12 protein-coding genes and 3 pseudogenes are annotated in these 21,540 nt (G+C 71.6%); 3 read left to right on the plus strand and 12 right to left on the minus strand.

Annotation, left to right across the window (positions count from 1 at the left end; all coding sequences use genetic code 11):
- Nucleotides 1–79 precede the first annotated feature (79 nt).
- The 5 genes and pseudogenes from ACRWND_RS24245 to ACRWND_RS24265 all read right to left on the minus strand — a co-directional run.
- Nucleotides 80–1,765: a ribonuclease J gene (locus tag ACRWND_RS24245; protein WP_431952844.1), complete on the minus strand. Its 1,686-nt coding sequence runs from the start codon at nt 1,763–1,765 to the stop codon at nt 80–82.
- 123 nt (nt 1,766–1,888) lie between these two features.
- The gene (gene dapA, locus ACRWND_RS24250; protein ID WP_431952846.1) at nt 1,889–2,788 is read right to left on the minus strand and encodes a 4-hydroxy-tetrahydrodipicolinate synthase; all 900 of its coding nucleotides are present in this window, start codon (nt 2,786–2,788) and stop codon (nt 1,889–1,891) included.
- A 168-nt stretch (nt 2,789–2,956) separates the two neighbouring features.
- A pseudogene (gene thyX / locus ACRWND_RS24255) lies at nt 2,957–3,406 on the minus strand (FAD-dependent thymidylate synthase); the annotation flags it as partial.
- 3 nt (nt 3,407–3,409) lie between these two features.
- A pseudogene (locus ACRWND_RS24260) lies at nt 3,410–4,354 on the minus strand (HNH endonuclease); the annotation flags it as partial.
- Nucleotides 4,334–4,621: pseudogene (locus ACRWND_RS24265) on the minus strand (FAD-dependent thymidylate synthase); the annotation flags it as partial. The pseudogenes ACRWND_RS24260 and ACRWND_RS24265, both read right to left, overlap by 21 nt.
- A gap of 166 nt (nt 4,622–4,787) precedes the next feature.
- Here ACRWND_RS24265 and ACRWND_RS24270 point away from each other — a divergent pair.
- Nucleotides 4,788–5,339: a hypothetical protein gene (locus tag ACRWND_RS24270; RefSeq protein ID WP_431952848.1), complete on the plus strand. Its 552-nt coding sequence runs from the start codon at nt 4,788–4,790 to the stop codon at nt 5,337–5,339.
- A gap of 268 nt (nt 5,340–5,607) precedes the next feature.
- Here the strand turns inward: ACRWND_RS24270 and ACRWND_RS24275 are convergent, their stop codons facing one another.
- From ACRWND_RS24275 to eccD, 6 genes are all read right to left on the minus strand, one after another.
- Entirely contained in the window at nt 5,608–6,063 is a 456-nt protein-coding gene (locus ACRWND_RS24275; RefSeq protein ID WP_431952850.1) for a hypothetical protein, read from the minus strand.
- Nucleotides 6,064–6,103: 40 nt separating this feature from the next.
- Nucleotides 6,104–6,856, minus strand: coding sequence for a 4-hydroxy-tetrahydrodipicolinate reductase (gene dapB / locus ACRWND_RS24280; RefSeq protein ID WP_431952852.1), 753 nt, complete (start codon nt 6,854–6,856; stop codon nt 6,104–6,106).
- Between the two features lie 82 nt (nt 6,857–6,938).
- A complete protein-coding gene (locus ACRWND_RS24285; protein WP_431952854.1) occupies nt 6,939–8,315 on the minus strand; it encodes a M16 family metallopeptidase in 1,377 nt (458 codons plus the stop codon).
- Entirely contained in the window at nt 8,312–10,537 is a 2,226-nt protein-coding gene (locus ACRWND_RS24290) for a polyribonucleotide nucleotidyltransferase (RefSeq protein ID WP_431952856.1), read from the minus strand. The genes ACRWND_RS24285 and ACRWND_RS24290 overlap by 4 nt, the downstream gene beginning before the upstream one ends.
- Before the next feature lie 292 nt (nt 10,538–10,829).
- On the minus strand, nt 10,830–11,117 hold the full coding sequence (gene rpsO / locus ACRWND_RS24295; RefSeq protein WP_018562610.1) for a 30S ribosomal protein S15: 288 nt from the start codon (nt 11,115–11,117) through the stop codon (nt 10,830–10,832).
- Between the two features lie 239 nt (nt 11,118–11,356).
- Nucleotides 11,357–12,826, minus strand: a complete 1,470-nt coding sequence (eccD, locus tag ACRWND_RS24300) for a type VII secretion integral membrane protein EccD (RefSeq protein ID WP_431952859.1) — start codon at nt 12,824–12,826, stop codon at nt 11,357–11,359.
- 295 nt (nt 12,827–13,121) lie between these two features.
- Between eccD and eccCa the strand changes: the two genes are divergently transcribed.
- Both eccCa and ACRWND_RS24310 read left to right on the plus strand, forming a co-directional pair.
- Nucleotides 13,122–17,072: a type VII secretion protein EccCa gene (gene eccCa, locus ACRWND_RS24305; protein ID WP_431952861.1), complete on the plus strand. Its 3,951-nt coding sequence runs from the start codon at nt 13,122–13,124 to the stop codon at nt 17,070–17,072.
- Between the two features lie 1,331 nt (nt 17,073–18,403).
- Complete coding sequence (locus ACRWND_RS24310) at nt 18,404–18,913, plus strand: cupin domain-containing protein (protein ID WP_431952863.1); 510 nt, start codon at nt 18,404–18,406, stop codon at nt 18,911–18,913.
- Between the two features lie 161 nt (nt 18,914–19,074).
- On the opposite strand, the gene ACRWND_RS24315 is transcribed toward ACRWND_RS24310, so the two are convergent.
- Complete coding sequence (locus ACRWND_RS24315; RefSeq protein WP_431952865.1) at nt 19,075–21,423, minus strand: M4 family metallopeptidase; 2,349 nt, start codon at nt 21,421–21,423, stop codon at nt 19,075–19,077.
- Nucleotides 21,424–21,540 lie beyond the last annotated feature (117 nt).

Genomic DNA, 21,540 nt, shown 5'->3' on the forward strand with positions numbered 1-21,540 from the left:
CTCGTCGCGGGGGTTGTGCCAACGTACTGGAGCGGGGCACCCCGATGCAAATCGAGGGCGCCCCGCTCCTGTTGGCGCGTCAGACCTCCACGACCACGGGAAGGATCATGGGGCGGCGGCGGTAGTTGTCGGAGACCCACTTGCCGATCGCACGCCGGATGAGCTGCTGCAGCTGCCGAACTTCGGCGACGCCGTCGGAGGCGGCGCGGGCAAGCGATTCCTCGATCTTGGGGAGTACGGCGTTGAAGGCCTCGTCGTCGATCCCGGACCCTCGCGCCTGGACGTACGGGCCGCCCACGACCTTGCCGGTCGTGCTGTCGACGACAACGAACACCGAGACGATGCCCTCCTCGCCGAGGATGCGGCGGTCCTTGAGGGAGGTCTCGGTCACGTCGCCGACCGAGAGGCCGTCCACGTACACATAGCCCGCCTGCACCTTGCCGGTGACCTTGGCGACGCCGTCGACGAGGTCGACGACCACGCCGTCCTCGGCGAGGACGCAGCGCTCCTTCGGGATGCCGGTGGCCTGCCCGAGAGCCGCGTTGGCGCGCAGGTGGCGCCACTCGCCGTGCACCGGCATGAGGTTGCGGGGCCTGCAGATGTTGTAGAAGTACAGCAGCTCGCCGGCGGAGGCGTGGCCGGAGACGTGCACCTTGGCGTTGCCCTTGTGCACGACCTTGGCTCCCCAGCGGGTGAGGCCGTTGATCACCCTGTAGACCGCGGTCTCGTTGCCCGGGATGAGAGACGAGGCGAGGACGACGGTGTCGCCCTCGACGATGCGGATCTGGTGGTCCCGGTTGGCCATTCGGGACAGCGCCGCCATCGGCTCGCCCTGGGAGCCGGTGCAGACCAGGACGACCTTCTCGTCGGGGAGGTCGTCGAGCGTCTTGACGTCGACGATCAGGCCCGCCGGGACCCGGAGGTAGCCGAGGTCGCGGGCGATCCCCATGTTGCGGACCATGGAGCGCCCGACCAGGGCGACCTTGCGTCCGCGTTCGTGGGCGGCGTCCAGGACCTGCTGGATGCGGTGCACGTGGCTGGCGAAACTGGCCACGATGATGCGCTTGTCGGCCTTGGCGAAGACATCGCGCAGCACCGGCAGGATGTCCCGCTCGTGCGGGATGAAGCCGGGGACCTCCGCGTTGGTGGAGTCCGCGAGCAGCAGGTCGATGCCCTCCTGCGACAGCCGCGCGAAGGCGTGCAGGTCGGTGAGCCGGCCGTCGAGGGGCAGCTGGTCCATCTTGAAGTCGCCGGTGTGCACGACCGTGCCGGCCGGGGTGCGGATGGCGACCGCGAGAGCGTCCGGGATGGAGTGGTTGACCGCGACGAACTCGCAGTCGAACGGCCCGATGCGCTCGCGCTGCCCCTCGGCGACCTCGAGGGTGTAGGGGCGGATGCGGTGCTCGGCGAGCTTGGCCTCGATCAGGGCCAGGGTCAGCTTCGAGCCGATCAGCGGGATGTCCTCCTTCTCCCGCAGGAGGAACGGGACGGCGCCGATGTGGTCCTCGTGGCCGTGCGTGAGCACGATGCCGACGATGTCGTCCAGGCGGTCCCGGAGGGAGGTGAAGTCCGGCAGGATCAGGTCGACTCCGGGCTGTTCCTCCTCGGGGAAGAGCACCCCGCAGTCGACGATCAGCAGTCGGCCTCCGTACTCGAAGACCGTCATGTTGCGGCCGATCTCTCCGAGGCCGCCGAGCGGGGTGATGCGCAGACCCCCTGCGGGGAGCGCGGGGGGCGGGCCGAGCTCAGGGTGCGGATGGCTCAAAATATCTCCTCACCACGCACGCCACGGACCCCGGGCGATGGCCCGGGGACACCGTGCGCGCACGACAGCGTGCTTTCTGTTGCGTTGTCCTCATGGAGCGGTATTCAGTTCTTAAGTCTGTGGTCACAGCTGTACCCCGCCGGCGGCGAGATCCTGCTTCAGTCGGGCGGTCGCGGCGTCGCCGAGTTCCACGAGCGGAAGCCGGAGCGGGCCGGCGGGCAGGCCCTGCAGGGCCAGGGCTGCCTTGGTGGTGATCACGCCCTGGGTGCGGAAGACCCCGGTGAAGACCGGGAGCAGCTTCTGGTGGATCTCCGCCGCCTTGTGGACGTCACCGGCGAGGTAGGCCTCGAGGAGCGCCCGGAGCTCCGGGCTGACCAGATGTCCCACGACGGAGACGAAGCCGACGGCGCCTACGGACAGCAGCGGCAGGTTGAGCATGTCGTCGCCGGAGTACCAGGCGAGTCCGCTGCGGCTGATGGCCCAGCTCGCCGCCCCGAGATCGCCCTTGGCGTCCTTGTTGGCGACGATGCGGGGGTGCTCGGCGAGCCGTACGAGGGTCTCGGTCTCGATGGGGACGCCGCTGCGGCCGGGGATGTCGTAGAGCATGACGGGCAGGCCGGTGGCGTCCGCGACGGCGGTGAAGTGCCGGTACAGGCCCTCCTGAGGGGGCTTGTTGTAGTACGGCGTCACCGCGAGCAGCCCGTGGGCACCCGCGCGCTCCGCCTGACGGGCCAGCTCGACGGTGTGGCGGGTGTCGTTGGTGCCCACGCCCGCGACGACGAAGGCGCGGCCGCCGACCGCCTCCAGCACGGCCCGGACGAGTTGCTCTTTCTCCACGTCGCTGGTGGTCGGCGACTCACCGGTCGTGCCGTTGACGACCAGGCCGTCGTTGCCGGCGTCGACGAGGTGGGCGGCGAGCCGCTGCGCGCCGTCGAGGTCGAGGGCGCCGTCCGCGGTGAACGGCGTGACCATTGCGGTCAGGACCCGCCCGAAGGGGGTCTGCGGGGTGGAGGTCGGAGCCATGAGTCCAACGCTACTCGGTGCCGGTGCCGGGACATCCCCTCGGGACCTGCGATGAGGACTCCGGCGCTGCCTGCTCGGGGGTTCAAGCAGCACCGGAATCCGTTTCTGCAGACTAGACGAATTGCACTAAACCCGGCAATCGGAAGATTCCGGATGAGTGGTGACCTGCTACGGAGCGATCCGGCCGTTGGCGTTGAAGGCGGCGTGGGTGAGCGGCATGAGCTTGGCCCATTCGGCTTCCATCCGCTCCCCGACCATCTCGATCTCGCGCTGCGGGAAGGACGGGACCTTGGCGAGCTCGTGCTGGGTGCGCAGACCGAGGAAGTGCATCAGCGAGCGGGCGTTGCAGGTGGCGTACATCGAGGAGAACAGGCCGACGGGCAGCGTGGCCCGGGCGACCTCGCGGGCGACGCCTGCCGCCAGCATCTTCTGGTACGCCTCGTAGGACTGCCGGTAGGAGGCCTCCATGGCCTCCGTCACGGCCTGGTGCTGCTCGGGCGACCCGTGGACGAACTCGTACTTCCCGGGGCGGCCTTGCTGGACGAGTTTCCGAGCCTCGCCCGGGACGTAGAAGACGGGCTGGAGCTCCCGGTAGCGGCCGGACTCCTCGTTGTACGAGTTGTGCACCACGATGCCGCCCGCGAGGAAGTTGTGCCACGGACCCTCGACGGACAGGTCGTAGGTCATCTCCTCGCCGTCCTGGACGATCTCGACGATGCGGTCGGGCACCGCCGCCGAGGCCTCGCCGGCGCGCCTCGCGGCCGCCTGCTCCTCGCCGCTCTTGCGGGTGTGGCAGTCCTCGCAGACGGGAGCCAGATTGCCCGGGTCGAGGGCGAGCCCGAGATCGGCGGCGACGGGGACACGGTGGTCCAGGGCGAGCGACTCCCGCGGGAGGGACCGCGCGCACAGGTAGCAGGTGTCCGTCTCCTTGATCAGCTGCTCACGGTGCATGGCCGTCCACACACCGATGCCGCGACTCAGGCTCGGCGGCACCGGCACCGGCACCGGCACGGGCGCCTGCGCGGGGCTCGAGGCGGCCCCGGTGGCCATGACGGCGTCCCCGGCCGCCAGTTCCCCGGCTTTCGCCCACCCCTCGGGGGTGAGGATCGCATGGTCCACGGAACACCGCAGGACGCGTCCGGACGCCGTGGTGATCCGGATGAGCTGCTTGACCCCGGACTCGATCACGTCGACGATGCGGGCGCGCTGCGGGAGGAGCGTCTCCTCGTCGTGGCAGCGCACGTGACTGCGGCGGACGGACTCCAGTGCCCGCAGACGCGTGCTCGGGTGCTGCTCGCGGAACTCGGCCACGGCGCTGTCGGCGGCCTCACGGCTCTCGTGGAGCCCGAGATAGTGGCTGGTGTCGCCGCGCTGTACCCCCGCCATCCACTTGCCCGCCTGCGCGTGCCACGTCACACCGCCCGCGGATGCGGGCAGCTGGTCCTCCACGCCGGCGTGCCAGAGGCGGTGCAGTTCCTCGATCGAACGGTGGCGGATACTGCCCGCCTCGCTCACCAGCGTGATCTCCGTGTCGCCCGCGAGGCACCAGCCGACCCGGTGGCGCATGAACTCGCGGAAGACGAAGATCGGGGCGCTGATGTAGAAGGTCATCGAGTTGTGCTCGAAGGGGCTGCCGTGGCGGTCCCGCATGAGGAAGTTGATCAGGCCCTTGGAGCGCTCCGGGTCCTTGGTCAGCTCCGCCAGCGACTGCTCGCCGGCCGTCGAGACCCGGGCGGCCCACAGGACGTCGGAGTCGGCGGCGCTGTGCTTGACGAGCTCGACGGTCACGTCGTCGCGGAACTGCACGGAATCGTCGGCGTGGGTGTCGGTCACCGGGCGTCCTTCCTCACGGAGCTTGGGGCGCCGCCCAGCCTATGCGCCGGCTGCACATCACCCGACACCCGCCGACATGGACCCCACTCCCCGCAAAGCGGAGCAAGGCAGACGACCGGCGGACCACTGCTGGCCGGTCCCGACCGGGCCCGCTAGCCTCACCGATGTGTCTTTGCCCTTCCTCGCCGCCGACAGCGGCCACGACGAGTACGCCGCGGACGCCGCCCTTCCGCACCAGGTCAAAGACGGGTGGGTCCGCCCCTACCGCCCGGGACCCTGGCGGGTCTCCGCGGCGGCGATGCTGCTGATGCTCGCCTCCTACCTGCTCATCGCCGCAGTGATCATGGGGTTCGCGGGCAACGGGTCCGGGGTGGTGACGACGGTGGCCGCCGCCGTCCTGGCGGTCGGCTGCACCCTGCGCCTGCTGCGCGTGGGCCTGTGGGTGAGCCCTCGGGGCCTGCGGCAGGTGGGGCTGCTGTACACCACCACGCTGCCATGGAACCGCGTCGGTTCCGTCCGTACGGCCCAGCAGCCGGTGAAGTGGCTGGGCCTGCCCCGGACCGTGCAGGGCCAGGCCCTGGTCGTCACCCGGGCGGACGGCGTACTGCTGCGGCCGCTGCTGACCGACCACAACGCGGACTTCCTGGGTCGTACGGAAGCCTTCGACCAGGCCGCCGACGCCATAGAGAGCCGGGCCGCCAGGGCCTCGGCCCGCTAGGCCCGCCGGCCTTCGCGGATCCCGTCAGCCGGTCGCGGCGATCGCCTTCGTCCTGGCCGGCGGGAGCCGCTGGGGCCCCGCCCCGGTCTGCGCGGGGAGCCGGCGTGGTGGGCGGCCGCGGGGCTGTACACCCCTGCCGGCGGCCGAACGGCCCGGCCCGCCGCCGGCGCCGCCGTGGGGGCGCCCACGACCGTCGTCACCCCGTCCGGGCTCCCTCAGCCGTTCCGGGACGCCGCCCGTGCGGGACCGCCGCCGTACCGTCGTCGCCTCAGGAGGAGGCCCGCGGCGCCTTTCCGCGCAGGGTGATCGCCCGCTGCATGGCCTTGCGGGCTCGCGGGGTGTCACGGGCGTCGTGGTAGGCGACGGCGAGCCGGAACCAGGTCCGCCAGTCCTCCGGCGCGGCCTCCGTCTCGGCCTTGCGCTTGGCGAAGACGGCGTCGGCGGAAGCCCGGTCGACGCGCCCGCTCGGGGTGCGCACCAGCTCGTCCTCCGGCAGTCCGCCCTCGGCCTCCAGTTCCCGGGCCAGCCGGTCCGCGTTGCGCGCGAACTGCGTCGTGCGGACCAGGAACCAGACGCCGACCAGCGGCAGCACGAGGACGGCCGCGCCGAGGACCACCGTGACCGGGCGGCCGTCCTGGATCAGCCAGACACCTCGGGCGCCTGCCAGGACGAAGTAGACGACCAGCACGGCCGCGAGTACGAAATAAGTGATCTTTGCGCGCATGGTGGGCGGGCCCGGCTCTCAGTCGGTGTCTCTCGGTCGGTCAGTCGAGGTCCATGAAGTGCTCCAGACCGAAGGTGAGCCCCGGCGTGGAGGCGACCCTGCGCACGCCGAGCAGCACGCCCGGCATGAAGGAGCCGCGGTTCATGGAGTCGTGACGGATGGTCAGGACCTCTCCCGCGTCGCCGAAGAGGACCTCCTGATGGGCGACGAGCCCGCGCAGCCGCACCGCGTGCACGGGAACGCCCTCGACGTCGGCGCCGCGCGCCCCGTCCAGGGCGGTGGCGGTGGCGTCCGGCTGGTCGCCGAGACCGGCCTCGCGGCGGGCGCCGGCGATGAGCTGCGCGGTGCGGACGGCGGTGCCGCTGGGCGCGTCGACCTTGTCCGGGTGGTGGAGCTCGACGATCTCCGCGGACTCGAAGAAGCGGGCCGCCTGGCGCGCGAAGCGCATGGCCAGGACGGCGCCGATGCCGAAGTTCGGCGCGATGAGCACACCGATGCCGGGCGCGGCGCCGAGCCAGCCGCGCAGCGTGTCCAGGCGCTCGTCGGTCCAGCCGGTGGTGCCGACGACGGCGTGGATACCGTGCCGCAGGCAGAAGTCGAGGTTGCCCATCACCGAACCCGGGGTGGTCAGCTCGACCGCGACCTGGGCCCCGTTCTCGGCGAGGGTCTCCAGCTTGTCCTCGCGGCCGACCGCCGCCACCAGCTCCAGGTCGTCCGCGGCCTCGACGGCCTTGACCGCCTCGGCGCCCATGCGGCCGCGGGCCCCGATCACACCAACGCGGATCTTGCTCATCGTTCCAGTCCTCCGGTCCAGACGTTCGAGAGGGTCGGTCGGTACGGCGCGGGCCGCGGGTCCCGGACCCGGGACCCGCGGCTCAGGCGACGGAATCGTGCAGGCGGGCTGCCTGGCGGTCCTTCAGCGGGCCTATGACGGCCAGTGAGGGACGCTGCCCCAGGACGTCACGGGCGACGGCGCGCACCTCGTCGGGCGTGACCGCGGCGATCCTCTCCAGGGTGCCGTCCACCGACATCTGCTCGCCCCAGCACAGCTCGCTCTTGCCGATCCGGTTCATGAGCGCGCCCGTGTCCTCGAGGCTGAGCACGGTCGATCCGGAGAACTGGCCGATGGCACGGTGCAGTTCCTCGTCGCTCAGCCCGTGCTCCGCGACCTGGTCCAACTCCTCGCGGCAGATCTGCAGGACCTCGTGGACGCGGCGCGGCTGGCAGCCGGCGTACACGCCGAACAGGCCGCAGTCCGCGAAGGACGAGGTGTAGGAGTAGACGCTGTAGGCGAGACCGCGCTTCTCGCGGACCTCCTGGAACAGCCGGGAGCTCATTCCGCCGCCCAGCGCGGTGTTGAGCACGCCCAGGGCCCAGCGCCGGTCGTCGTGCCGGGACAGCCCGGGCATGCCGAGTACGACGTGGGCCTGCTCGGTGCGGCGCTCCAGCAGTTCCACCCGGCCCTGACCGCGCAGGGTGCGGGCGCCGCCGCGCGGTGGGCGGGGCACGGCGTCCGCGTCGCGGAGCGCTCCCGCGTTCTCGAACGCCCTGCGGACCTGGCGGACGACGGTGGCGTGGTCGATGTTGCCCGCGGCGGCGACGACCAGCCGCGTCGGGTCGTAGTGCCTCCGGTAGAAGCGGGCGACCTGGTCGCGGGTGAGGGCGTTGATGGTGTCGACGGTGCCGAGGACGGGCCGCCCCAGCGGGGAGTCGCCCAGCATGGCGGTGGCGAACAGGTCGTGGACCTGGTCGCCGGGGTCGTCCTCGGTCATCGCGATCTCCTCCAGGACGACGCCGCGTTCGGCGTCGATGTCCTCCTGGCGGATCAGGGAGCCGGTCAGCATGTCGCTGACGACGTCGATGGCCAGCGGCAGGTCGGTGTCGAGGACACGCGCGTAGTAGCACGTGTACTCCTTGGCCGTGAAGGCGTTCATCTCGCCGCCGACGGCGTCGATCGCCGCGGAGATGTCCAGCGCGCTGCGCCGCGCCGTGCCCTTGAAGAGCAGGTGCTCCAGGTAGTGGGTGGCGCCGTTCAGGGCCGGGGTCTCGTCGCGTGAGCCCACACCGACCCAGATGCCGAAGGTCGCGGAGCGCACCGTCGGCAGGGTCTCGGTGACGACGCGCAGTCCTCCGGGGAGCACGCTGCGCCGCACCGTGCCGATGCCGTCGGTGCCGGGAAGCAGGGTCTGCGTGCGGACGGCCCGCCCCTTGGTGGTGGGGCGGGCCGTCACACGAGTGGAGCGGGTGGTCACTTCTCGGACGCGTCCTCGGCCTTGTCGTCGGCCGCGGCCTCTTCGCCCTCGATGACCGGGATCAGCGACAGCTTGCCGCGCTGGTCGATCTCGGCGATCTCGACCTGGACCTTGGCGCCCACGGCGAGGACGTCCTCGACGTTCTCGACGCGCTTGCCGCCGGCCAGCTTGCGGATCTGCGAGATGTGCAGCAGGCCGTCCTTGCCCGGGAGCAGCGAGACGAAGGCGCCGAAGGTGGTGGTCTTCACGACCGTGCCCAGGTAGCGCTCGCCGACCTCGGGCATCGTCGGGTTGGCGATGCCGTTGATGGTGGCGCGGGCGGCCTCGGCGGACGGGCCGTCGGCGGCACCGATGTAGATGGTGCCGTCGTCCTCGATGGTGATCTCGGCGCCGGTGTCCTCCTGGATCTGGTTGATCATCTTCCCCTTGGGGCCGATGACCTCGCCGATCTTGTCCACCGGGATCTTGACGGTGATGATGCGCGGGGCGTTCGGCGACATCTCGTCCGGAGTGTCGATCGCCTCCATCATCACGTCGAGGATGTGCAGACGGGCGTCGCGGGCCTGCTTGAGGGCGGCGGCCAGGACCGACGCCGGGATGCCGTCGAGCTTGGTGTCCAGCTGCAGCGCGGTGACGAACTGCTTGGTGCCGGCGACCTTGAAGTCCATGTCGCCGAAGGCGTCCTCCGCACCGAGGATGTCGGTGAGGGTGACGTAGTGCGTCTCGCCGTCGATCTCCTGGGAGATCAGGCCCATGGCGATGCCGGCGACGGGGGCCTTCAGCGGCACACCGGCGTTCAGCAGCGACATGGTGGAGGCGCAGACCGACCCCATGGAGGTGGAGCCGTTGGAGCCCAGCGCCTCGGAGACCTGGCGGATGGCGTAGGGGAACTCCTCGCGGGCCGGCAGGACCGGGATGAGCGCCCGCTCGGCCAGCGCGCCGTGGCCGATCTCGCGGCGCTTCGGGGAGCCGACGCGGCCGGTCTCGCCGGTGGAGTACGGCGGGAAGTTGTAGTTGTGCATGTAGCGCTTGCGCGTCTCGGGCGAGAGCGTGTCAAGCTGCTGCTCCATGCGCAGCATGTTCAGCGTGGTGACGCCCAGGATCTGGGTCTCGCCGCGCTCGAAGAGCGCCGAGCCGTGCACCCGCGGGATCGCCTCGACCTCGGCGGCCAGGGTGCGGATGTCGGTGACACCGCGGCCGTCGATGCGGACCTTGTCCTTGATGACGCGCTCGCGCACCAGCTTCTTGGTCAGCGAGCGGTAGGCCGCGGAGATCTCCTTCTCACGGCCCTCGAACTGCGGGAGCAGCTTCTCGGCGGCGAGCGCCTTCACCCGGTCCAGCTCGGCCTCGCGGGCCTGCTTGCCGGCGATGGTCAGCGCCTGCTTGAGCTCATCGGCCACGGCGGCCTCGAGCGCCTCGAACACGTCGTCCTGGTAGTCCAGGAAGATCGGGAATTCGGCGGTCTCCTTGGCGGCCTTGGCGGCGAGGTCGGCCTGCGCCTTGCACAGCACCTTGATGAAGGGCTTGGACGCCTCGAGACCCGCGGCGACGACCTCCTCGGTCGGCGCCTCGGCGCCGCCCTCGACGAGCTTGATCGTCTTGTCGGTGGCCTCGGCCTCGACCATCATGATCGCGACGTCGCCGTCCTCGAGGGTGCGGCCGGCCACGACCATGTCGAAGACGGCTTCCTCCAGCTCGGTGTGGGTCGGGAAGGCGACCCACTGGCCGCGGATCAGCGCGACGCGGACGCCGCCGATCGGGCCGGAGAAGGGCAGGCCGGCGAGCTGCGTGGAGCAGGAGGCGGCGTTGATGGCGACCACGTCGTAGAGGTGGTCGGGGTTGAGCGCCATGACCGTCGCCACGACCTGGATCTCGTTGCGCAGGCCCTTCTTGAAGGACGGGCGCAGCGGGCGGTCGATGAGGCGGCAGGTGAGGATCGCGTCCTCGGAGGGGCGGCCCTCACGGCGGAAGAAGGAGCCGGGGATCCGCCCGGCCGCGTACATGCGCTCCTCGACGTCCACCGTCAGCGGGAAGAAGTCGAGCTGGTCCTTCGGGTGCTTCGAGGCGGTGGTGGCCGACAGCACCATGGTGTCGTCGTCCAGGTAGGCCACGGCCGAGCCGGCGGCCTGACGAGCCAGCCGGCCCGTCTCGAAGCGGATCGTACGGGTGCCGAAGCTGCCGTTGTCGATCACGGCTTCGGCGTAGTGGGTCTCGTTCTCCACTATGGGAATTCTCCTCTTTCGTGCCTCCGGGCGTCTTCCCGGGGGCCGTCGGTGGAGGGGCGTCCCGCCGGGCCGGTCTTCGATCGAAGCCACCGGGACGTACGTGCTGCCCGGGTGGCCACTACCGAGGACCGGCTCTGGTGGCGCTAGGAGGACGCGCCCTCCTCATGCTCTATGGCGTTGTGTATGGGACCAGAGTACAAAGTCCCGGCGTCGCTCTCGCGCCCAGCGCGGTTGCGCGGGTACGCAAAGGGAGCGGCTCCCGGCTGGGAACCGCTCCCCTCACGGCGTCTCAGCGGGCGCCGGCCGCACCGCGGCGGATGCCGAGGCGGTCGACCAGCGCACGGAAGCGCTGGATGTCCTTCTTGGCCAGGTACTGCAGCAGGCGGCGGCGCTGACCGACCAGGATCAGCAGACCACGGCGCGAGTGGTGGTCGTGCTTGTGGGTCTTGAGGTGCTCGGTCAGGTCCGAGATGCGGCGCGAGAGCAGCGCGACCTGGACCTCGGGGGAGCCGGTGTCGCCCTCCTTGGTGCCGAACTCGGCGATGATCTGCTTCTTCGTCGCGACGTCGAGCGACATACGGTCTCCTTGTGGTTCGTGCCTCCGAGCGCCCCTGGTCTGCGTCACAGGAGAAGCTTCGATGACCCGGAGGGCAGGACGTGCCGCGGATGGGCGGACACGTCGGTCACACAGAGTACCACCCCGGGCCCGGTGCGATGTCCGGGGCCGGGGTGGCCGGTACTGCGGCCCTCCTGGCCCGCCGAGGGGCGGGGTGCGGCGGGGTGGCCGCCGGCGTGGGCCGCCGTGCGTCTGCCCGGTCAGCCGCTGGTCATCCCGCGGGCCTCGGCGTACAGGTCGAGGACCGCGAGGGCGAGCGGGATGAGGGAGAGCAGCACCGTCGCCTCGGCGAGGTCGAGCATCCGGCCCCAGAAGGGGGTGACGCCCTTGCTCGGGACGATGAGGGCGATCGCCACCAGGAGGGCGGCGCCCAAGGCGACCGCGGCCGACAGCCATACGGTGCGGATGTCGAGCGAGGAGTGGTTGCCGCGCAGCAGGTCGGTGAGGACGTCGGCCGGCAGGTTGAGGGAGAGGCCGATGACCAGCAGCCCGGAGGTCAGCACACCGGCGACCATCAGCGTCACGACCTGCGAGGTGTAGCGGAACAGGCGGGCGCGCATGAGCGTCGCGAGGCCCGTGACGAGGGCGAGCAGCTGCGCCCAGGAGCTGTCGGAGAAGCCGAGCACGACGCCGGCGCTGCCGACGATCGCGGCGGCGCAGCCGCCGACCAGGCCGAGCAGCAGTTCGTGGCCGCGGCGGGCCTGGCCGGTGATCCGGTCGAAGTCGACCGGCTCCTCCTCGCCCCGCCGGTCGCCGTCGCCGCGGTGCCGGGCCTGGACCTGGTCGGGCGAACGGAAGCCGATGGGCAGCCGGGCGAAGCGGGCGGACCAGCCGGGCAGGAAGCCGATGACGGCGACCATGACGACGGCGGTGACGGCGGCGGCCTCGCGCGGCGCGGCGTCGGTGAGGATCGCCAGGAAGGTGGCCACGGTGCCGACGCCGGCGGTGAAGGCTGCCGCGACGAACGGCGCGTCCCCCTGCGGCAGCATCAGCACGAGCAGCACGGCGGCGACGAGCACGACGACGCAGCCGATGAGGAAGTGCAGCCGGCCGGGTCCCTCATCGCTGCCGACGCTCATGATCCCGGAGCCGGCGACGAGCAGCAGCGGCAGGGAGGCGAGGCCGAGTGCGACGGCGGAGTGGCGGTCGTCGTACACGCGGGCGCGGACCGCGGCGAGGGCCACCAGCACCAGGCCGGCGGCGCCGGCGAGGATGCCGGGCAAGCCGTGCATGTCGTGCCTGGCCGGTTCGGAGAACCAGAGCACGAAGGCCATGAGGACGAGCAGCAGGACGCCCGCCGTCAGGCCGACGCCGCGCATGAAGCGGTCGTTCCAGCCGCGGCGGTCGGTCTCGACCGCCGCGGCCACGGCGTCGACCACGTCGTCGAAGACGGCGGGCGGCAGCGAGTCCGCGAAGGGCCGCAGCAGCAGCAGTTCGCCGTCGTGGACGCGCTGTTCGGCCAGGGACAGGGTGCCGTCGAGGACGCGCCCGTCACGGCGGACCAAGTTGTAGCCGGTGGGGGCGGCTTCGTCGGGCGTCTGGCCGGACAGGCGCAGGATCTCCGGATGGATGTCGGAGAGCGGCACGTCCTCCGGGAGTGCCACATCGATCCTGCTGTTCGGCGCCGCCACCGTGACTCTGCAGAATCCCGTCGCTGAGACCGTGCTCACCTGGAGTGTCCCCCTCGTCCGGTGATGGGTGGGTTGGAGCGGGGTCCACGCGGGCCGTCCAGGGTCGGACCCCCGTTCCGCGCTTCGCGATCCGTCACCCTACCGGGTACCCCAAGTCCCCTGTCGACCAGTCGTATCAGTGCCCTCGAAGTGTCATGCCCAGTAGGATCGCGACCTGCCTGTGGTCCGGTGGCCGCCCCACTCGGGGCGGAGCGCGACCGGGACGTGCCAAACGGGGGACCGTCGCCACGGGGGGCGGCCCGAACTGCGATTCGCGTGAAGGACTGGTGCATCGGTGAGCGTGGTCGTCATCAAGCGCCCGCCGCGGGTTTACCCGCCGGAGGTGCCGAGTGAGGAGGTACGGCTCGAAGCTCCGCCCGAACTGCCGCGCGGCGAGGACCAGGGCCTGTTGATGAACCTGCTGCCGATGCTCGGCATGGGTTCGTCGGCGGCGTTCTTCTTCCTGCCCACGGGGTCCGGGACCTCGGGCGGGTTCATGAAGGTCATGGGCGTGCTCATGATGGGCTCCACCGTGGCGATGGTGGTGGCCCAGATCGTGCGCGCCCGCAAGGGGCCGTCGGGGCAGATGGCGGAGGCCCGCCGGGACTACCTGAAGTACCTGGCGCAGGTGCGCCGCGCGGTGCGCAGGACCGCCCGCAGGCAGCGCGACGCCCAGTACTACCTGCATCCCGCGCCCGAACAGCTGTGGGCGCTGGTCGCCGAGGGCTCACGGGTGTGGGAACGCCGCTCCACCGACCCGGACTTCGCGCAGGTACGGGTGGGCCTCGGCCCGCAGCAGCTGGCGACGCCGCTGGTGGCGCCCGAGACCGCCCCGGTGGACGAACTCGAGCCGCTGACCGCGCACTCGATGCAGCAGTTCATCGCGGCGCACGGTTCCCTGGACAACCTGCCGCTGGCGGTGGGGCTGCGCTCCTTCTACCACGTGACGATCTCCGGGGACCCGGACACCGTCTACGGGCACACCCGCTCCATCGTGGGCCAGCTGACCTCCCTGCACTCGCCGGAGGACCTGGTCGTCGCCGTCGTGGCGGCCCCCGGCGCCCAGCCGGAGTGGGACTGGGTCAAGTGGCTGCCGCACGCCCAGCACAAGGACCACGACGGCGCGGGCTCCCGGCGTCTGATATGCGGCGACCTGGGCGAGGTCGAGGAGCTGCTGGCGGACGAGCTGGACGGCCGGCCGCGCTTCAACCGCGAGGGCCAGGCGGTGCTCGACCAGCCGCACGTGGTGATCGTGCTGGACGGCGGCGGCGTGCCGGCGGACTCGGTGATCGCCTCCGCCGAGGGGCTGCAGGGCGTCACGATCCTGGAGGTCGTTCCGGGCGAGCTGGACGACGCGCGCGGCTCGCTGTCCATCCAGGTGTGGCGCGACCAGCTGTACCTGGAGGCCGGGGCGGGCGCCTTCACCGGCGTCCCCGACGTGCTCTCCCCGGTGCAGGCCGAGTCGCTGGCGCGGCAGCTCGCGCCGCTGCGGCTGGGCGCCGCGGACGCGGACGAACCGCTGCTGGCGAACCTGGACTTCACCGACCTGATGGGGATCGGCGACGCGGCGTCGGTGGACGTCGCGCGGACCTGGCGGCCGCGGACCCTCCATGAACGGCTGCGGGTGCCGATCGGCCTCGGCGAGACCGGCGAGCCGGTCATGCTCGACATCAAGGAGGCCTCGCAGGAGGGCATGGGCCCGCACGGCCTGTGCGTGGGCGCCACCGGTTCCGGCAAGTCCGAGCTGCTGCGCACGCTGGTGCTGGGCCTGGCCGTCACCCACTCCTCGGAGACCCTCAACTTCGTGCTCGCCGACTTCAAGGGCGGCGCGACCTTCACCGGCATGGGCACGATGCCGCACGTGTCGGCGGTCATCACCAACCTGGCCGACGAGCTGACCCTGGTGGACCGCATGCGCGACTCCATCACCGGGGAGCTGACCCGACGCCAGGAGCTGCTGCGGCAGGCCGGCAACTACGCGAACATCACCGACTACGAGAAGGCCCGCGCGGCGGGCGCGGCGCTCGATCCGCTGCCCTCGCTCGTCCTGATCATCGACGAGTTCTCCGAGCTGCTCGCGGCCAAGCCGGACTTCATCGAGATGTTCATCCAGATCGGCCGCATCGGCCGTTCGCTGGGCGTGCACATGTTGCTGGCCTCGCAGCGCCTGGAGGAGGGCAAGCTGCGCGGCCTGGACACCTTCCTGTCGTACCGCATCGGTCTGCGGACCTTCTCCGCGGCCGAGTCGCGCACCGCGATCGGTGTGCCCGACGCCTACCACCTGCCGGCCGTCCCCGGCGCGGGCATCCTGAAGTACGGCACCGACACGATGGTGCAGTTCAAGGCCGCCTATGTGTCGGGCACCTACCGGACGCCGGGCACCCGCACGGCGAGCGGGGCGCGCATCGACCGCTCGCCCGTGCTGTTCACCGCCGCGCCGGTGCCCGTGCGCATCGTCACCGCGCCGGAGCCGCAGCAGCGCCCCGGGCAGACGGACGACGCGCTCGCCGACACCGTGCTCGACGTCATCGTCGGCCGGCTCGAGGGCCAGGGCCCGCCGGCCCACCAGGTGTGGCTGCCCCCGCTGGACGAGCCCTTCAGCGTCGACCAGATCCTCCCGCCGCTGACGGTGAGTGCCGAGCGGGGCCTGCACGCGGACGGCTACACCGCCACCGGCAAGCTGCAGGTGCCGGTCGGGCTGGTCGACAAGCCCTTCGAGCAGCGCCGCGACGTGATGTACGCGGACCTGTCGAGCTCCGGCGGTCACACGCTGGTCGTCGGTGGTCCGCAGTCCGGCAAGTCGACGCTGGTCCGCACGCTCATCGCGTCCTTCGCGCTCACCCACACCCCGCGGGAAGTGCAGTTCTACGCGCTGGACTTCGGCGGTGGCGGCCTGCTCGCCCTGGAGCAGCTGGCACACGTCGGCGGGGTCGCCTCGCGGCTGGACGCGGAGAAGGTGCGCCGCACGGTGGCCGAGGTGCACGGCATCCTGAACGCCCGCGAGGAGTTCTTCCGGGCCAACGCTGTGGACTCGATGGGCACCTTCCGCTCCCGCCGGGCCTCGGGGCACTTCCCTGACCAGCCGTGGGGCGACGTGTTCCTCGTCATCGACGGCTGGAGCACTTTCAAGACCGACTACGAGATGCTCGACCCGGTCATCAACGACATCGCCACCCGCGGTCTGGGCTTCGGCATCCACCTGGTCGTCACCGCCACCCGCTACACCGAGATGCGCCCCGCGTTGCGCGACCAGATCCTCAGCCGCCTGGAGCTGCGCCTCGGCGATCCAATGGAGTCCGAGTTCGACCGCAGGCGCGCCGAGAACGTGCCGGTCGGCAAGCCGGGCCGCGGTCTGTCCCCCGAGAAGCTGGACTACCTGGCGGCGCTGCCCCGCGTCGACGCCTCCTCCGAGGTGGAGGACCTGTCGGAGGGCACGGCGCAGTTCGTGGCCTCGGTCAACGCCAACTGGCAGGGCCCGACCGCGCCGAAGGTGCGGATGCTGCCGACGATGCTTCCGGCGAGCGAACTGCCCGGGGGCGGCGACTTCTCCGACCGGGGCGTCGCGATCGGTGTGGACGAGCTCAGCCTCGCGCCGGTGTTCGTGGACTTCGAGACCGACCCGCTGTTCGTGGTCTACGGCGAGAGCGAGTCCGGAAAGTCCTCCTTGCTGCGGCTCGTCGCCAAGCAGGTGAGCGAGCGCTACGAGCCCGCCAAGGCGCTGTTCGTGGTCGCCGACTTCCGCCGGGCGCTGCTGGGGCAGGTGCCGGAGAGCCACCTGTACAAGTACTGCGCCTCCGGGCCGCAGTTGCAGGAGGTCATGGAGTCGCTCGCCGGCTCCATGAGCCGGCGCATGCCCGGTCCGGACGTCACGCCCGAACAGCTGCGCAACCGCAGCTGGTACAGCGAGCCGGACGCCTGGATCTTCGTGGACGACTACGACTTGGTCGCCACCTCGATGGGCAACCCGATGCAGGTGCTGATGGAGTACCTGCCCTTCGCCCGCGACCTGGGCCTGCGCATCGTGCTGTCGCGCAGCACGTCGGGCGCGTCGCGGTCGTCCTTCGAGCCGTTCCTGACGCGCGTGAAGGAGCTGGGCGCGACCGGTGTGCTGCTGTCCGGCGATCCGGGCGAGGGCCCGATCTTCGGCAACGTCAAGGCGTCCAGGCTGCCCGCGGGCCGGGCGCAGTTCATCACGCGGCGCCGCGGCAGCCAGCTCATCCAGACGGGCTTCCTGCCGGAGAGCTGATCTTGTGCGCCAGGCGGCACCTGGGGCGGGCCCGTCGGCCCGCCCCAGGTGGCGCGTGGCGGCGCGGGAGACACCCTCCCTGGGTCGGTGGGGGAAACGCGAGGTCACCGGACGAAACGGCGGATGCGGAAAGTGACGTGCGGTGTTCTCCGCTCGCCGCGACGCGGGCACGGCACGGCACGGCACGGCACGGATCACGATCTGCGGGACCGCCACTCCCCCGCGCGACGACAGGTTCAAAGCGCCGGACACGGCGAACGCCTTTCCCGCGCGGTGCGCGCCCGCGGTCGTCCGCCCCGCGCGAGCCCGAGCAGCCCGGCGAGGAACGCCGGCCGCCTCAGGCCCCCGGGTCGGTGGACCGGCGTGCCTCACGCCGTACGGCCTCACGGTCGGACGCGGTGGCCCGCACCGCTCCCGGTGCTGCCGGCGGCACGAACGGCGCGGTCAGCTGAGGACGAGATGGCGCGGCTGCGTCGGCGCACCCGGTGCGGCAGGGTTCTCGCTGTCCGGGGGCATGCCTGAGATCCGCCGCGACGCGGCCGTGGCCCTCGGCGTGCGCCGGGTCGTGGCCGTGCTGCCGCCCGGCCGGACCACCTGTTCCCTGGTCGGCCCGGCCGTGCCCGCCGCCGAAGCCGCGTTCGAGGCCATGGCCTGCTCGTGGGGGGCGCCCGTCCCCGGACGCCGAACCTCAGTCGCGCGCGGACGGTGGGCGGTAGGGGGGGCGGCGCGTCCCGGAGGGCGCGCCGGGCGGCGGCTCCCCGCTCCCGGTCCGCACTGTCCGCCCCGGCCTCCTGGTCGGCCTGCTGCGCGAACCAGCGCCGGGCCTGCTCCTCCCGCGCCGCCCGCTCCTCGGGCGTCAACCGCTCGTCGGCGCGCTTCAGTTCCGCCACCCGGTCGCCGATCGCGCCAAGGTAGGCGCCCGAGCCCAGCGCCTCACGCATGCCGAGGCGCCCGGAGAGCACCTCCCGCGCCATCTCCTTGAGCCTGCCGTCGGCATCCGGCGTGTCGGCGAGTGTCCTGAGCGCCTTGCGCAGGCGGCGGGCCTGCGCGGGGTCGGCGGCGACGTCCATCAGGTCCGCGTCGCTGATCTCCTTGCCCATCGGATGCGTTCCCCCGGTCGAGAGCGTTGTGACGGATGTGCTCATGCCATCGTGTCACCGGCGCGGCGCCGTCGCCACGTCCAGCGTCAGGCGGTCCCGAAGCGACCGCCCCCGGCACCCCGGACACGTCTCGTCGGCCTTTCGGCCCTGCTCCCCGGAGCGCTGGCCTCAGTCGCCGGTCGGATGTGGCACCGTCTGTCTGACCGCTGCCGAAGGAGGCGACGAACGATCATGTCCTACCCCGAGCCCCGCTATCTCGGAGAGCAGGGCGAGGTCAGCGCCCTGTTCCGGTCCGCCGACACCGCCGCGGACGTGATCGCGCCCTCGGGCAACCGCACCCACTACCTGGCCACGCACGCGTCGACGGGCGGCTGCTTCGGCCTGTACCGGGTCGACATGGCCCCGGGCTCCCCGGGCCCCAGCACCCACTTCCACCGGTCGATCTCGGAGTCCTTCTTCGTCCTCTCCGGGGCGCTGCAGCTCTTCGACGGCGAGCGCTGGATCACCGCCCGCTCCGGGGACTTCCTCCACGTGCCGGCCGGGGGCCTGCACGCCTTCCAGAACGACTCGGACGAGCCGGCGTCGATGCTGCTGCTCTTCGCACCCGGCGCGCCCCGGGAGGAGTACGTCGAAAGGGCGGGGGAGATGGCGCTGCGCGGGGGTGCGGCGTTCCGGGAGTTCCTGCTCCGCCACGACAGCTTCTTCGTGGAGCCCCCGCAGGTCGGGCCGGAGCCTCTGTGACGGGCCGGGACCGCTTTGTCGGAAGGCCCGGCGGGAGGGACCTCCGAGCGTCGTACTGCTGAGGCCCGACGGCACGGCGGCCGGTGACGACCGTGCCGCCGGGCTCCAGGGAGCCCGGCGGCACGATCACCGCGCGAGGACGCGGCCGGGAACGTGGAGTGTCAGAAGGTCAGGCTCCAGCGCTGCAGGTGACCCGGGTCCAGGTCGTAGAAGCCGGGCGTGCCGTCGATGACACGCAGCTTCCAGGTGCCGACCGCCGGGACGGCCGAGGCGTCGACGGTGTAGGTCTCGTGGAGCTCGGGCAGCTGCTCCCACACCCAGGGCTTCACCGGGATGACGGTGCCGTCAGGGGCGATCAGGTCGATCACCTGGGCGCCGGTGAACCCGTGGTCGAGGTCGACCGTGACCTTGAGCTCGCGCGGCGCCTTGCCCGGCTTGCCCTTGACGATCAGCGGCGACTCCACCTGGCCCCACTGGGGGATCACATAGGTCGTGGGGTTGACGAAGAAGTGCCCACCGGACTCGAGCACGGTCCAGGTCACCGGGATCGACCGGGTCTCGGCCGCCGAGGTGGTGATGTCGATGACCGTGTCATAGGTGCCGGCCTTGCTCGGCGTGCCGGTGATGAGACCGCTGCGGTCGATGGACAGGCCCTTGGGCAGCTTCTCGGCCGAGTAGCTCAGCGCGCCGGGACGGGTGCTGATCGCCGTGATCTGCCGGCTGACCGGCTGGCCCAGGGCCACCGGCTCGGTGGGCAGGGACTCCACGGCGATGTGCTGGACGAAGCGGGGCCCGACGTTGACGCCCGCCCAGGCGTTGGCGACGGACTCGTAGGCGTCGCTCTGGGTGCCGAAGAGGTCGGCCGCGGCCTGCAGCGTGGCCGTCCGCGCGCCCGGGTAATCGGTGGTGCTGGTCATGTAGACGGTGAGCGCGCGGTACACGACGTTGGTGGCGTTGTGCAGCCCGATGCCGGCCACCGGCTGGCCGTCGTAGGTCGGGCTGTCGTAGTCGACGCCGTTGATGGTCTTGCGCCCGCTGCCCTCGGCCATCAGGTAGAAGAAGTGGTCGCCGATGCCCGCCGCCATGTGCGCCTCGGCCGACTTCGCGCTCGGCGACCAGTAGTCCAGGGGGACCTCGCCGTTGGTCGGGTGGGGACCCAGCTTGCTGGGGCGGTCCATGTAGCGGATGGGCTTGCCGTCGCCGTGGAGGTCGCTCTCCTCGGCCACCAGGTAGTCGGGCACGTCGGTCTTGCTGTCGGCGAAGAACTCGACCGCGGCGGCCATCATGTCGCTGATCGCCTCGTTCAGCGCCGGGGACTCCCCGTAGTCGCCGAGACGGGCCGTGGTGGAGGTGACGCCGTGCGTCATCTCGTGGGCGGCGATGTCCAGCGACGTCACCGGGTGCTGTCCGTCCGCGCCGTCGCCGTAGCTCATGCAGAAGCAGCCGTCCTGCCAGTTGGCGTTGGCGAGAGGGACCCCTCGCGACTGCTCGTAGTGCACGCGCGAGTAGCTGCTGCGGCCGTCGTTGGCTATGCCGTTGCGGCCGAAGCGGTCGTGGTAGAAGTTCCAGGTGGTCTGCGCGCCATAGGCGGCGTCCACCGCCGCGGTCTGCGGGTCCGCCGCGGTGCCGTCACCGTACACGTCGTCGTCGTCGGTGAACGGAACGCCCCGGGAGTCCACGCTCGCGTCCAGCGTCCGGTGTCCGGTCTGCGGGTCGGTCAGCACGAAGGTGCCGTCGTCCTGGCGGGTGGAGCCGATCGTGACCTGCCCGCTGTGCTGGCTGTTGCCCGTGGCGGATTCCACCTGCTCGGCGGTCTCCAGGACGTCGCCGGTCGCCGCGTCGGTCACGACGTGCAGCTCGCTCGGAGACCCGTCCTCCTGCACGCCGGTGACGACCGACTCCCAGGCCAGCGTCGGCTTCTCGCCCTTGTTCCAGACGACCAGGCGCGGGGCCGCGTCGACCGCCGCCTCGTCGGTGCCCTCGGTCGCGGCCGTGCTGAGGGACGACTTCCTGGCGGTCGCCGCCGGAACCTCGGCCTTGGTCGTCGGCAGGGACAGCTTCGCCTTCGAGGCGTAGGTGACGGACGGCTTCGCATCCCGCCGGTGCACGACCAGGTCGCCGCCGAGGACGGGCAGTCCGGCGTACGTCCGCTCGTAGCGGAGGTGAACCGTTCCGTCGGCGTCCTTGACGACGTCGCGGGGAACCAGCGCCTCCTGGGCGCCGAGCCCCAGCTCGCGAGCCGTGTCCGCGGCGCTCTCGGCTGCCTTGTCGAGCAGCTTGCGGCGCTGTTCCGGCGAGAGGGCCACGGCTGCGGCGCCCGCCCTGGGCGTCGCCTTGATCTGAGGGAGCGCTCCTGTTGCGTGCCGCGCGGACGCGGCCTCGGGAGAGGCGGCGCCCGCCGCGGAGGACGACGCGGCGCCGGCGAGAGTGGCGACCGCCACTGCCGCGGCGAGCAGTGACAGGGACCGGCGTCTGCCAGAGGCCGATCGCCCGCTGAGGGAGTTACGCACTGCTGACTTTCCTTCCGTTCGGCCGCCAGGCGATCGCCGACGGCCGTCCAACCGGGGGAAGCCGAGGGATCACCGGGCTTCCCAGGGGGTCATGGCGGAAGGATGGTTGCAGTAGGA

Source organism: Actinacidiphila sp. bgisy167 (genome assembly GCF_965342175.1).
Taxonomy (GTDB): Bacteria; Actinomycetota; Actinomycetes; order Streptomycetales; family Streptomycetaceae; genus Actinacidiphila.